This is a genomic window from Photorhabdus australis DSM 17609 (assembly GCF_000711895.1).
Taxonomy (GTDB): Bacteria; Pseudomonadota; Gammaproteobacteria; order Enterobacterales; family Enterobacteriaceae; genus Photorhabdus; species Photorhabdus australis.
Map to the genome: position 1 here is coordinate 25,825 of NZ_JONO01000034.1, position 13,786 is coordinate 39,610.

The window sequence follows — 13,786 nt, forward strand, 5'->3', positions numbered from 1 at the left end:
GCCTGTGGACGGTTGGCAGCGTGCTTTTATTCTTCATCGGCGCCCTTACAGTGAAACCAGTTTGTTACTGGATCTTTTTACTGAAAATGAGGGGCGGATCAGTGTGTTGGCTAAAGGTGCGCGCAGCCGTCGTTCCAATTTAAAAGGCTGCTTGCAGCCATTTACCCCTTTGCTGATGCGCTGGAGTGGGCGGGGTGTAGTTAAGACGCTGCGTGATGCCGATCCTATTTCTTTAACTCTTCCTCTTACTGGCAGCGTGTTGTACAGCGGTCTATATGTCAATGAATTGCTGTCGAGAGTGCTTGAACAAGGAACGGCTTATCCGGCTTTGTTCTTTGATTACCTGCAATGTTTACAAATTCTTGCTGCCAGTGAATACACACCAGAGCATGCATTACGCCGGTTTGAGCTGGCGTTACTGGCAAATCTTGGTTATGGCGTTGATTATCTTCATTGTGCGGGCAGTGGTGAATCTGTGACTGATACGATGACCTACCGTTATAGAGAAGAAAAAGGATTTATCGCTAGCCTGATCATTGATCACTATAGTTTTACGGGTCGTGAATTAAAATCATTGGCAACGCGTGAATTCCCTGATTTGGCAACATTGAAAGCAGCAAAGCGTTTCACGCGTATTGCACTGAAACCCTACCTTGGTGGTAAGCCTTTAAAAAGTCGTGAACTATTCCGGCAATTTGTACATAAGAAGCTGGCATAGAAAGAAAACTAATGAATTTGTTTCTCTTCAAGATGGAAAGAGTAAACTTGTCACATTCAATATGACTACAGGAGATAAATATGGCTGAAATATTATTAGGCGTTAATATCGATCATATTGCGACAGTGCGTAATGCCCGTGGCACAAATTATCCTGATCCGGTTCAGGCAGCTTTTGTTGCAGAACAGGCTGGTGCAGATGGGATTACCATTCATTTGCGTGAAGATCGTCGTCATATTACTGATCGGGATGTTGAACTATTGAGTCAAACTATCCAGACCCGGATGAACCTTGAAATGGCTGTGACAGATGAAATGGTGGATATTGCCTGTCGCATTAAACCTGAATTTTGCTGTTTGGTGCCTGAAAAACGGCAGGAAGTGACAACAGAAGGTGGTTTAGATGTTGTCGGTCAGAAAAATAAGATTATGGTGGCGGTTAAACGTCTGTCTGAAGCGGGTATTCTTGTTTCTCTGTTTATTGATGCGGATCACCAGCAAATAGATGCAGCCAGAGAAGTTGGTGCGCCTTTTATTGAAATTCACACCGGTGCTTATGCTGATGCAGAAAATGAAATTGAACAGGAAAAAGAGTTCCAGCGCATCAAAAAGGCCGCGACCTATGCTGCGGATATTGGGCTGACGGTTAATGCAGGTCATGGGCTGACGTATCACAATGTACAACGTATTGCGGCTCTGCCGGAAATTTATGAATTAAATATTGGTCATGCCATTATCGGGCGGGCGGTGTTCAGTGGTTTGACTGCTGCTGTAGCAGATATGAAAACTCAAATGCGGAAAGCGCGCGGTTAATGGCTATTATCGGCTTGGGCACGGATATTGTTGAAATTGCCCGTATTGAGGGAGTTGTTGAGCGCTCAGGTGAGCGCTTGGCAAAACGTATTCTCAGTGAATTAGAATGGAAACAATATCAACAACATGAAAAACCGGTTCGTTTTCTGGCTAAGCGCTTTGCGGTAAAAGAAGCGGCGGCAAAAGCGCTGGGAACGGGTATCCGTAATGGCTTGGCATTTAACCAGTTTGAAGTGGTTAATGATGCTCTGGGAAAACCGACTTTGCGGCTCTATGGCGCAGCAGCAGAATTAGCTCAGAAACAGGGAGCTATGTCTTTGCATGTGACATTGGCCGATGAGCGCCTTTATGCTTGTGCGACCGTTATTTTAGAGAGTTAATTTTAGATTTTATCTGCATGATGCAGTAATACAAATTTATCCCACAATTGCTCTTCTGTTTCTTGTCGGTCTGGATCGGTAATAATGGTATTATTTATCGGACAGACTGATTGGCAAGTTGGAGCATCATAATGACCGACACATTCGGTACAACGCTCAGCATCGATTTCATAGATTACATCTCCCATTGATATAGCCTGATTGGGACATTCAGGTTCACACATATCACAATTGATACAGCTTTTTTTGATTAATAACGACATTTTAATAACTTAGTTTATTTTTCATTTTATACCCGTGTGTTATCGTCAGTTTTAATTTCTTACTATTACACACTTGTTGTATTTTTATACGGCATAAATTACATTGAAAAACCAGATCTGGCAACAGAAAACCATACTATATGAAATTTTTCCTATCTTAGGAAACTTTTACGTGTGAACTTTATTATGTGGTTAGCTATATAGGAAAGATGTCAAGGATGTGTAAAGCTTCCAATGTTATGTAGTTAACAAGTCTTAAGAGAAAATAGCTTGAATAATAACAGAATATTTACAACCTAGAGTATTAGCGTAAATAAAATGCTAAAGACCGGATGTTATTCTAATCCCGGTCTTTTTGTTAATTACGAAAATGGCTGAATTGGCCAGTCAATTTCCGGTACTTTATCGAGATAATTCTAAAATCTGAGATAGATAACAACTATTAGCGTTGAAAGTTAGTTATCTGATACTCCTACTACAAATATGCGTACAGGAGAAAAGTTTGTATCACGAGACTGCCAATGTGATATTATTACCAGGTTTTCTTTATTGATTTTGAATATTTCAGCTCCTTCAGAATAGTTACCTCCACGAGTAATTCCTCCCATACTGGAAAGTATAGCATGAGGTTCATAAGAGTATGCAATTGGGTAGGTGATAGTGAATTTCCCCTGGTTAGCTAAATTTGGAGCCTGTGTATATACAGATTGGAATAAGAGATATTTTCGCTCTGATCCGATGAAAAATGGAATTTTAAAAGTCATGAAATTATCCCCTTGTGTAAACAGAGGAGTACCTGCTAATAATAAGTTCAATAAACCGAGATTTTTCACAAACTCATTTTTATTGGGGATGTCAGCACCGTTTTGTGCTTTTTCTAGTGTGGAATTGGAAATTTTTGTTGTAATTTTTTGTTCTAACGCTTTATTTAATTGTGCAGTAAGTTTGGCTATATTACCATCATCCAAAACATCACTGCCAGATTCTGTCGCAATAAAATCAGCTACAACAGAGGATATTGTTGATGACTGACGTAATACCTTATTTAACAAGTGAATATTAGCTTCTTTACCGGGCGAAAATCCGTTTTGCAACTCTGAACTATTTTCATAGCGATATTGATCCTCCACATTAGCACCATTTCTAATAGAAAACGCTTTAAAATCATTCTTTGTACTCATATATATTTTCCTAAGGTTCAATAGTGAATTTTATAGATAATATCTTAAATTATTGCAGGGGTAATTTCTCAATGCTCATAGTCTAGAGATAAAAAAGAATGATTAAATATTTTTATAGCTTATGGGATTAATTATTTTTCGTATGTTTTGAGTAATAAGTAATTCGGTAATATCCAGGTGATTAATACTTATTTTATAGAAACGGGTTTAAATAGTTTTCTTATTGAAAGATTCATTATGGGAAGTAGGTTACAATAATGTTCGTGGTCACTAATATCGTATGGAGAATAGTTCGGATGATAACAAAATATCTATTGCTGTTGTGCTGGCAATAATACAATAACAAAATGATAAAGGCCGGAGTTTACCTTAATCCCGGCCTTTCTATTAGTTACGATAATGGCGCAATTGGCCAGTCAATTTCCGGTGCTTTCGAAGTATCAACCCGATTAAGCATCACACGATATTTTTTCCATTCTTTAAGTGATAGCATTTCTTCAGCTGTTGCTATATCAAGTTCTGCCGCATCAGCAAGCGGCATTATTTTCTCATTTGCAAGAAATATCAATTGCGCTCTTTGGGCTTCTGCTATAGATATCAATTCCTCTTTCGTTGGGGGTGGAATATCTTCCCAACAAGGAAGGCCATCTTTGCCAGAGAAGCGTATTTTTCCTGTTGGCGGTATTCCTGAAAATTCATTGAATATGTCATCAGTGACAGGTACAGGATCATTCGGCCATGAGCCTGCTTCAATATAATCCTGTTGCAATGATAACGGGTAAAATGCTTTATTTGAGGCGCTAAATATATAGTTTTTATCATTCATGGTTTTTTCCAGTTTTTATTAAATAATCATAATGATTTAATTTTTAAATTAATATCCTATTGCTATAAAAAATGCTCCAACAGAGGGAGTGTAAGGAGTATTACTTCTATAACACCGAAACTGACTCTGATTTTCTATTTTTGTTCCAAATATTCCGGCTGAGCCGGGGTCCCAACCATTATGAGTTAAAGTGATACTAAAACATTTATTTGGGAATGGGATTGGAAAGTTATTAAGATATCCGCTATTAGGTTTTCCACTGCCGCCGAAAGAAACTGATGCTATTCCCCACATTATAATTAGACCTGAAGGTAACTTTTGCCAACCATTCTGAGCCAGGTTTGCGGTGAAAGATGACATATTTGGAATTTGATTAATTTTATCATTTATATTGGAGACAAGCTTCTGGGTTGCAGCCAGTGTATTACTATTACCAATGATATCTGTGAGTTGAACAATACCTTTTTGTGTTAATGAGGCATCAGGAATTTTTGTTGTGATTTTTTGTTCTAACGCTTTACTTAATTGCGCTGTGAGTTTGGTTATATTACCATCATCCAAAACATCACTGCCAGATTCTGTCGCAATAAAATCAGCGACAACAGAGGATATTGTTGATGACTGGCGTAATGTCTTATTTAAGATATGCGTGGTAACACCGTCTGGTAGAAACCCAGTCCGCAATTCTGGACTATTTTCATATAAATTTTGATTCACCACATTAGCACCATCTGTAATAGAAAACGCTTTAAAATCATTCTTTGCACTCATATATATTTTCCTAAAGTTAAATAGTAATTTCTATAGATAATGTTTTAAATTATTGTAAGGATAATTTCCTATCGGTCATAGTCTAGAGATAAAAAAGAATAATTAAATATTTTTATAGCTTATGGGGTTAATTATTTTTCGTATGTTTTGAGTAATAAGTAATTCGATAACATCCAGGTGATTAATACTTATTTTATAGAAACGGGTTTAAATAGTTTTCTTATTTAAAGATTCATTATGGGAAATAGATTACAATAATGTTCGAGGTCACTAATATCGTATGGAGAATAGTTCGGATGATAACAAAATATCTATTGCTGTTGTGTTGGCAATAATACAATAACAAAATGATAAAGGCCGGGGTTTACCTTAATCCCGGCCTTTCTATTAGTTACGATAATGGCGCAATTGGCCAGTCAATTTCCGGTGCTTTCGAAGTATCAACTCGATTAAGCATCACACGATATTTTTTCCATTCTTTAAGTGATAGCATTTCTTCAGCTGTTGCTATATCAAGTTCTGCCGCATCAGCAAGCGGCATTATTTTCTCATTTGCAAGAAATATCAATTGCGCTCTTTGGGCTTCTGCTATAGATATCAATTCCTCTTTTGTTGGGGGTGGAATATCTTCCCAACAAGGAAGGCCATCTTTGCCAGAGAAGCGTATTTTTCCTGTGGGCGGTATTCCTGAAAATTCATTGAATATGTCATCAGTGACAGGTACTGGATCATTCGGCCATGAGCCTGCTTCAATGTAATCCTGCTGTAATGATATCGGATAAAATGCTTTATTTGATGCACTAAATACATAGTTTTTATTGTTCATAATTTTTGCCAATTTTAATTAAATAATCATTATGGTAAATTCATTGTTTTTAATTAATATCCTATTGCTCTGAAAAATGTCAAAACAAAAGGAAAGCTATCATCTATACTTCTATAACATCTGAATTGACTTTTATTTTCTATAATTACTGAGAATATTCCTGCTGCCTTAGGGCCATAACCATAGTGAGTTAATGTGACATTGAGGCAATTATTTGGAAACGGTATTGGAAAATTATTTAAATATCCATTAGAAGAAACATTAGCCATTCCCCACATTTCAATTAAACCGGACGGTAACTTTTGCCAGCCATTCTGAGTCAGATTTGCGGTGAAAGACGACATATTTGGAAGCTGGTTAATTCTATTGTTCACATTATTATTTATATCAGAGACAAATTTCTGAGTTGCAGCCAGTGTATTACTATTGCCAATCACATCTGTGAGCTGGACAACACCTTTCTGTGTTAATGAGGCATCGGGAACTTTTTTCGTAATTTTTTGTTCCAACGCTTTATTTAATTGTGCTGTGAGATTGGCTATATTACCATCATCCAAAACATCACTGCCAGATTCTGTCGCAATAAAATCAGCGACAACAGAGGCTATTGTTGATGACTGACGTAATGCCTTATTTAATATATGGGTGGTAAAACCGTCTGGTGGAAACCCAGTTTGCAATTCTGGACTATTTTCATATAAATTTTGATCCACCACATTAGCACCATCTGTAATAGAAAACGCTTTAAAATCATTCTTTGCACTCATATATATTTTCCTAAAGTTCAATAGTGAATTTTATAGATAATATCTTAAGTTATTGCAGGGATAATTTCCCAACGCTCATAGTCTAGAGATAAAAAAGAATAATTAAATATTTTTATAGCTTATGGGGCTAATTATTTTTCGTATATTTTGAATAATAAGTAATTCGATAACATCCAGGTGATTAATACTTATTTTATAGAAACGGTTTTAAATAGTTTTCTTATTTAAAGATTCATTATGGGAAGTAGATTACAATAATGTTCGAGGTCACTAATATCGTATGGAGAATAGTTCGGATGATAACAAAATATCTATTGCTGTTGTGTTGGCAATAATACAATAACAAAATGATAAAGGCCGGTGTTTACCTTAATCCCGGCCTTTCTATTAGTTACGATAATGGCGCAATTGGCCAGTCAATTTCCGGGGCTGTTAAAGTATCAACCCGATTAAGCATCACACGATATTTTTTCCATTCTTTAAGTGATAGCATTTCTTCAGCTGTTGCTATATCAAGTTCTGCCGCATCAGCAAGCGGCATTATTTTCTCATTTGCAAGAAATATCAATTGCGCTCTTTGGGCTTCTGCTATAGATATCAATTCCTCTTTCGTTGGGGGTGGAATATCTTCCCAACAAGGAAGGCCATCTTTGCCAGAGAAGCGTATTTTTCCTGTGGGCGGTATTCCCGAAAATTCATTGAATATGTCATCAGTTACAGGTACAGGATCATTCGGCCATGAGCCTGCTTCAATATAATCCTGTTGTAATGATAGCGGATAAAATGCTTTATTTAATGCACTAAATACATAGTTTTTATCGTTCATATTAATACCCTATTGCTCTATAAAATGCTGCTACAGGAATTTGTAAATTTGGAATACTGCTAAAACATTGGAATTGAGCATTATTGACCATCATTATTGAAAATGTACCAGCATGTTGAGGGGCGTTACCAACGTGAGTTAACGTGACGTTGAGACATGTATTTGGGAATGGAATTGGAAAGTTATTTAAAGCACCAGGTTCAGCATAAGCATTGCCTTTAACTGACGCTATTCCCCACATTTCAATTAAACCCGAAGGTAATTTTTGCCAGCCTGTGTGATTCAGGTTAGCGGTGAGAAACGACATATCAGGTACCTGATTTTCACCATTCCCTATCGTTATCTTTGTTGTATCTGATAAACCAAGGTTCTTTATAAACTTGGCTTTATCAGGAATATCTGCGCCGTTTTGGTCTTTTGCCAGTCGATTATTAGCATTATCATTTATATCAGAAACAAGCTTCTGAGTTGGAGCGAGTGTATTACTGTTGCCTGGTTGGTCTGTGAGCTGAATAATGCCTTTTTCTGTTAATGAGGCATCGCGAATTTCTGTTGTGTTTTTTTGCTCTAAGGCTTTCTTGAATTGGGCGGTGAGTTTGTCTATATCCCCATTATCCAGAACATCATCGCCAGATTGTGTTGCAATAAAATTAGCGACGACAGTGGATATGGTTGACGATTGACGTAATGCCTTATTCAATAGTTCAGCGGTAATATTTCCCGTTGGAAATCCAGTTTGTAAATTTTGATCTTTTTCATATATTTCTTGTTTCACTATATTTGCATTTTCACTAATAGAAAAAGCCTTAAAATCATTCTTTTGACTCATATATTTTCTCCAATTAAGTATCGAATTTTATAAGCAATATAGTGAATTTTTATAGAAATAATTTCTCCCTATTCACGCCGGCTATAGTTTAGTGATAAAAAAGAATAATGGAATATTCTTATAACTTATAGGGTTAACTGTTTTTATATAATTGGTGGTAATGAAAATTTTAATGTTTGAAAGTGATTTTTATTAGTTTAATTTAGGATCTGAAAAGGTTGGGTAATTGCCATTATCTAAGTCGTCTATTTATTCTGATTATTTGTGGTGGGTATGTATACCCGTCATCTTTCAAGTTGCTTCTTTGTTGGCTACGTTCACTTACCCCAGTCACATAGTTATCTATGCTCCCGGGGATTCGCTCCCTTGCCGCCGCGATGCATCTTGAAATCCATAGGGTATATAATATTTCTCAATAATATGAATTTCATTGCTAATATTAAGGTGTTAATGTTGGTTTAATATTTAAATGATTATTGATGTTGAATAGCTACAAAATATCGGAAGCAATAAAGCGGTTGAGACCGGGTGTTATTATAATCCCGGTTTTTTTAAGCTATGATAATGTTTGTATTATTCTGCCATAGCTACTAATTTATGTGGTAAATAATTACAACAAACCAACTTCAACAGAGATCTTATATTCCCCATACCCGTAAATAGACTATTATATTAGAATCTGGAAAAGCTTTGTAAACTCCTGCAGGATGATAAAGCCCTGTCCACACACTAATTGAAGTTTTGCTGGCATTTGCTACTCGTTCATGAAATGTTGCATTCTTTTGATTAGAATTACTTTTCATAATTACTCTTACATATTTCTCTATAATTCCACCAGGACTCCTCCACCAACCTTTATCGTTACCTATTTACTGGAAAATAAACTGGTATCTGGGATTTGATTAGCTGTGTTTCCTGTTTCTCGTTTCGCGGCTTCTTTTAAACCTGAGTTTTTCACAAACTCATTTTGGTCAGGAGTATCAGCACCGTTTTGCGTTTTTGCCAGTCTGTTATTGGCGTTATTATTTATATCTTAGGCAAGTTTCTGAGTTGCAGCCAATGTATTACTATTGCCAATGATATCTGTGAGTTGAATAACACCTTTCTGCGTTAATGAGGCATCAGGAATTTGTGTTGTAATTTTCATTTCTAACGCCTTATTTAATTGTGCGGTGAGTTTGGCTATATTACCATCATCTAAAACATCACTGCCAGATTCTGTCGAAATAAAGTCAGCTACAACAGAGGATATTGTTGACGACTGACGTATCGATTCAAAAATAAAATCAAAAAAGGGCTGCTATGCAGCCCTAAATTCTAATCGTGAATCGTATTTGATCGGGTTGAAACTTCAAAGGTATTGGGAATTGGCCGGTCAAAATAGTCATTATTATCACTGAAAAAAAGATCGGGGATAGAATAATGCCCGGTCTTGATAATTATATTATTCTGGTATTTTTGGCCATTCAATATCTGAAATCATTGAAATATCAATACGGTTCAGTAATACCACATACTTCTTCCAGGCAAGCAATAATGCTTTCTCTGCGTCTGAGGCCATCTCAGTCTCAATAGCATATTGTAATAAAATGATGGCTTCATCAGCCTGTTGGCGAAGAGCGACACGTTGTTGCTCTGCCTGTTTAATCTGATTAGCTTTTTGAGCTTCAATATCTGTTACCCATTTTTCGCCATCCCACTTATCAAAATCGGTGTCTGGTTGTTTGAATGTCAGTATTTCTGGTAATTCACCCGGTTTAATAATTTCTTTCTGTTCCCCAGTTTGGGTGTCGTAAGCTATTTTTCCCCGATAATCTGGCACAATTTGCCAGCCGGTTAAATCAGATGAACGACAGGCGACATATCCCTCCTGGGTTTCAGGTGGCGCGTCGGTGCAGGAATTAGCGGGAAGACCAATACCGATGGGAAGGTACTCATCGGAACTGTTTAAATATTCCAGTGTAATCGCATCGTAATTAAACACAATGATACTTCCGGCACTGATGGCAATATTATTTTTATCCAGTATAGCCTTATTCATCATGCAATCCTCACAATGTAATTAAATGCTACATTTCGTGGCCGTGTTTCTATTCCCGTTGAAGCGGCAATCGCATTATCCATATAACCGTAACCACCCGATCCCATACCGATAGCGATACCTATTCCGCGAGAATCAATGCCGTAATTAACGTTTTGGTAGACACTATTGAGGATACGACCTGCCGCACCCACCCCATCGGTTCCACCATTTGAGTTGGACCACATCCGGACAACCCTGTGACTATGTGGAGCAATATCCGCCAGTTGCCAGGATAATAGATATCGGCCAAGATCCACTCCACGCCCATCATCCCAGCCCCGGATAAATTCACCACGTAAATCAGGTAATCTACCAGTAGGATAAGCTTGCGCTAATTTCGGATATAAAGTTTGATCAAAGATCGCCCCATTGCATTTCACCCACCCGGTTGGTGGTATGTCAGTTGGCCAGGGAAGGGGTATTCCTACTGGGACTTCTTCAAGTAACAACGTACTCATTATGCTGCCCTCATTATGTGGTTAAACGCTAGGTTACGTGGCTTTGATGTCCTTATATCGGGTAGTCCGTTACCAGGATAAAGTTCCGTTAAATTTGGATATAAAGTTTTACGAAGATCGCTCTATTATATTTCACCCACTATTTGGTGGTATGTTAGTCGGTCAGGGAGGTGATACACCTTCCGGAATTAATTTTTCCAATAAGCGTCGGCTTTTCATAAGTGCATTTTTATTAGGAATATCTGCAACATTTTGTAATTTTTTCAATACGTAATTGGGAGTCTTAGTTATGATTTTTTGTTCTGATTCTCTATTTAATTGAGTATTGAGTTTAACGATTTCACTATCATTGAGAATACAATCACCAGATTGTGTCGCGATGAAATTAGCCACAACAGAGACTATTGTTGACGATTGACGTAATACCTTATTTAATAAGTGAGTGGGAACGTTATCTGATAAAAAACCAGAATATAACCTTAGGATTTTTTTGTATTTTTCTTGATTTACTACACTGGCACTATTACCAGTGAAAAAATCCTTAAAGTTATTTTTGGGGCTCATATACTTTCCTCATATTAGGTTATGTATTTATAGACCATGCCTTGAGTTTTTGTAAAGGTAGTATCCGTTTATTTATAATTTAGTTCATGAAAGGAATAATAGAATGATTTATAACTTAGGTTGTTAACTATTTATGTGTGTTTGGTAGTAATAGGTAATTAATGTTTTTTAATTAAAAATATATCAAAGTCATTAATGAATAATATTAAAAAATAACGTTGCATCTTATACTACTCATAATTCTATGCACAACAATGGGTTTAATAAGGCCATGTGTGGCAGAATTATGAAACGTTATTTATATTGTTTTTCTAACGCTATTATTACTTGTGGAAGGAAGTAATACATTATCACCACTATAAACTTCGGTAATTTAATGAGTGTGTATGAACATAAGTTTTATCGTTATTTGTTGGTGTTCTGGTTTAGTTATCATGATCTTATCTCCTTATTTTTATAATTGTTTGGTTGTTTATATGGCAGATGATTTTATCTGCAAGATTTAATTTAACATTTACCTTAAATAGTTAAATATTGAAGTTTGTCAGTGATGTAAAAATAATAAAATAAATGGATAATTAAAATAGTGATTAATTGTCATTAAATTATTAAATTATTAAATATTTATCTTTTTCGAATTCGTAATAATTATGTAATATCAAAGACTGGAGGTTGTAGAATGGTATTATGACTCGATATCTAAATTAAAGGTATGCGGGAAGAAGTAAGAATTAGTTCTATATTTAAAAGTAATAATATGTCTGATTGTTATCATAAGTTATTTGTTTCGATAATATATTGGTATTATTTTATGTTGAATATATATCGTGCTGAATAATAAATTTTTCTTCCATGAGATGCATTGGTTATTCTATACATGCTTAATTACATTGTCTTTGTAAAGTTAATGTTAATAATATGGTCTGTATGCTTTTCTAAATGGAATTATTTGTATTAGCATGAATTTGTTAATTAAATTAATGTTTTATAATGTTGGTATTAAAATAAGTTTGTTGATTAATTATATGCTCATGTTAAATTTATATTTTAAAATTCCTGTGTGAATAAAGTTTTAATCAAGAGTTTTTGTTATTTCCGGTTAGGAGGAACAATGAGTAGCAAGAATGATTTTAAAGCCTTTTCTATTAAAGATGGTGCTAATGTGGTGAGTCAAAACTTATATGAAAATAGCCCAGAATTGCAGTCTGGGTTTCCCCCAGTAGGGCTTACCACGCATGTATTAAATAAAGCATTACGCCAGTCGACCACAATAGCCTCTGTCGTGGCTAATTTTATGTCAACGCAGTGTGGAAAGGATGTTCTGGATAATGGTGATTTGGCAACACTTAATAAGAGTTTTACTGATTCATTACAGTGTTACATAAATAAACAATTCCCTGGACGTCTATCGTCTAATGGTTATCAATACTTGCCTGGCGGATTGATACTGCAATGGGGAAGGCATAGATTTACACCGTTTGTTGAAAATAAAGTCATTTTACCAACACCGTTTATTAATGGTTGTTTGAGTATCTCTATGATAGATAATGGTGATTTAGCCCTTCCAATGGCTGCAGTTCCTAACGGAACATTGAATAGTTTTAACGCTTGGGTAGCTGGTAAAGCTTTCAACTATCTTGGAAATGAGGTTAAATTATCTGCTGATCTCTATATAGCTGGACTATATCTTGCAATCGGTTTTTAATTAATATGTGAAAATGAATAATAAGCCGGATTTATTTCGGCTTTGTTTTTTCTATTTTTAATATTTTGGTGTTAATTAAATAAAATATAAAGATATTGTAAAGTTTTATATGTTATTTGTCGGATGTTTTTATATTGCTGAGATGAGAAGTATATAGGTCAATCTCAGATATCTATTTTCATCGAAATAATAAGTAAATATATCTGGAAAATAGGGAAAATAAATCGTTATAATTGTCCCTGATATAATGAAGTGAGATACCGTAGTGACTAAAATATATAGTGATGAATATTGGATGCAGCAGGCGATGGAACGAGCAATAAAAGCGTGGGAACAGGGGGAAATACCGGTAGGCGCTGTATTGGTCGCTGGTAATGAAATCATTGCTGAAGGCTGGAATCAATCTATTATTGCCCATGATCCCTCAGCTCATGCAGAAGTTATTGCGTTACGGAAAGGGGGAGAGCAGTTACAAAATTATCGTCTGCTAAATACCACTTTATATGTCACTCTCGAACCTTGTGTTATGTGCGCTGGCGCTATGATACATAGCCGGATACAGCGACTGGTTTATGGCGCCAGCGATATGAAAACGGGGGCCGCCGGTTCTTTGATTGATATATTGCGCCATCCTGGTATGAATCATCAAATTGAAATTACAGGTGGAATACTTGCGGAAGAGTGCTCCACGATGTTGAGTGTTTTTTTCAAACAACGTCGGGAGCAACATAAAGCATTAAAAGCAGCCAGAAGACAGCAGGAAGAAAATCAATAAGT

At 36.1% G+C, this 13,786-nt stretch carries 16 protein-coding genes and 1 pseudogene; 5 read left to right on the forward strand and 12 right to left on the reverse strand.

The features are described from left to right. Window positions 1-4: 4 nt before the first annotated feature. The 3 genes from recO to acpS all read left to right on the forward strand — a co-directional run bounded on the left by recO (window position 5) and on the right by acpS (window position 1,910). On the forward strand, window positions 5-718 hold the full coding sequence (gene recO, locus BO26_RS11105; RefSeq protein ID WP_036771385.1) for a DNA repair protein RecO: 714 nt from the start codon (window positions 5-7) through the stop codon (window positions 716-718). 80 nt (window positions 719-798) lie between these two features. Further along, complete coding sequence (pdxJ, locus tag BO26_RS11110) at window positions 799-1,530, forward strand: pyridoxine 5'-phosphate synthase (RefSeq protein ID WP_036771387.1); 732 nt, start codon at window positions 799-801, stop codon at window positions 1,528-1,530. After that, window positions 1,530-1,910 (forward strand): holo-ACP synthase, encoded by a 381-nt coding sequence (gene acpS / locus BO26_RS11115; protein ID WP_036771388.1) that lies wholly within the window; start codon window positions 1,530-1,532, stop codon window positions 1,908-1,910. The genes pdxJ and acpS overlap by 1 nt, the downstream gene beginning before the upstream one ends. Window positions 1,911-1,912: 2 nt before the next feature. Here the strand turns inward: acpS and BO26_RS11120 are convergent, their stop codons facing one another. The 12 genes and pseudogenes from BO26_RS11120 to BO26_RS11175 all read right to left on the reverse strand — a co-directional run bounded on the left by BO26_RS11120 (window position 1,913) and on the right by BO26_RS11175 (window position 11,304). Next, a complete protein-coding gene (locus BO26_RS11120) occupies window positions 1,913-2,173 on the reverse strand; it encodes a YfhL family 4Fe-4S dicluster ferredoxin (RefSeq protein ID WP_036771390.1) in 261 nt (86 codons plus the stop codon). A gap of 455 nt (window positions 2,174-2,628) precedes the next feature. Further along, window positions 2,629-3,354: a hypothetical protein gene (locus tag BO26_RS24040; RefSeq protein WP_236637432.1), complete on the reverse strand. Its 726-nt coding sequence runs from the start codon at window positions 3,352-3,354 to the stop codon at window positions 2,629-2,631. Window positions 3,355-3,745: 391 nt separating this feature from the next. After that, window positions 3,746-4,180 carry a tail fiber assembly protein gene (locus BO26_RS11130; RefSeq protein ID WP_036771392.1) on the reverse strand — a complete coding sequence of 145 codons (435 nt, stop codon included), beginning with the start codon at window positions 4,178-4,180 and terminating at the stop codon, window positions 3,746-3,748. Window positions 4,181-4,228: 48 nt separating this feature from the next. After that, window positions 4,229-4,951 (reverse strand): phage tail protein, encoded by a 723-nt coding sequence (locus tag BO26_RS11135; protein ID WP_036771394.1) that lies wholly within the window; start codon window positions 4,949-4,951, stop codon window positions 4,229-4,231. Between the two features lie 391 nt (window positions 4,952-5,342). After that, window positions 5,343-5,777 carry a tail fiber assembly protein gene (locus BO26_RS11140; protein WP_036771395.1) on the reverse strand — a complete coding sequence of 145 codons (435 nt, stop codon included), beginning with the start codon at window positions 5,775-5,777 and terminating at the stop codon, window positions 5,343-5,345. 53 nt (window positions 5,778-5,830) lie between these two features. Then, entirely contained in the window at window positions 5,831-6,544 is a 714-nt protein-coding gene (locus BO26_RS11145) for a phage tail protein (protein WP_036771397.1), read from the reverse strand. Window positions 6,545-6,935: 391 nt separating this feature from the next. After that, a complete protein-coding gene (locus tag BO26_RS11150) occupies window positions 6,936-7,370 on the reverse strand; it encodes a tail fiber assembly protein (protein WP_036771399.1) in 435 nt (144 codons plus the stop codon). 1 nt (window position 7,371) lies between these two features. Then, window positions 7,372-8,199, reverse strand: a complete 828-nt coding sequence (locus BO26_RS11155; RefSeq protein WP_036771400.1) for a phage tail protein — start codon at window positions 8,197-8,199, stop codon at window positions 7,372-7,374. Window positions 8,200-9,238: 1,039 nt separating this feature from the next. Then, window positions 9,239-9,469 (reverse strand): annotated as a pseudogene (locus tag BO26_RS21570) (tail fiber protein); the annotation flags it as partial. Window positions 9,470-9,643: 174 nt separating this feature from the next. Further along, the gene (locus tag BO26_RS11165) at window positions 9,644-10,243 is read right to left on the reverse strand and encodes a tail fiber assembly protein (RefSeq protein WP_036771402.1); all 600 of its coding nucleotides are present in this window, start codon (window positions 10,241-10,243) and stop codon (window positions 9,644-9,646) included. Continuing rightward, entirely contained in the window at window positions 10,240-10,740 is a 501-nt protein-coding gene (locus tag BO26_RS11170; protein ID WP_036771404.1) for a phage tail protein, read from the reverse strand. Before BO26_RS11170 ends, BO26_RS11165 begins: the two co-directional genes overlap by 4 nt. A 162-nt stretch (window positions 10,741-10,902) precedes the next feature. Continuing rightward, window positions 10,903-11,304, reverse strand: a complete 402-nt coding sequence (locus BO26_RS11175; RefSeq protein WP_051690951.1) for a hypothetical protein — start codon at window positions 11,302-11,304, stop codon at window positions 10,903-10,905. Between the two features lie 1,111 nt (window positions 11,305-12,415). On the opposite strand from BO26_RS11175, the gene BO26_RS24045 reads away from it, so the two are divergent. Together BO26_RS24045 and tadA are read left to right on the forward strand one after the other, a co-directional pair. Continuing rightward, a complete protein-coding gene (locus BO26_RS24045) occupies window positions 12,416-13,009 on the forward strand; it encodes a gp53-like domain-containing protein (RefSeq protein ID WP_236637433.1) in 594 nt (197 codons plus the stop codon). Window positions 13,010-13,274: 265 nt separating this feature from the next. Further along, window positions 13,275-13,784 carry a tRNA adenosine(34) deaminase TadA gene (tadA, locus tag BO26_RS11185; protein ID WP_036771406.1) on the forward strand — a complete coding sequence of 170 codons (510 nt, stop codon included), beginning with the start codon at window positions 13,275-13,277 and terminating at the stop codon, window positions 13,782-13,784. Window positions 13,785-13,786 lie beyond the last annotated feature (2 nt).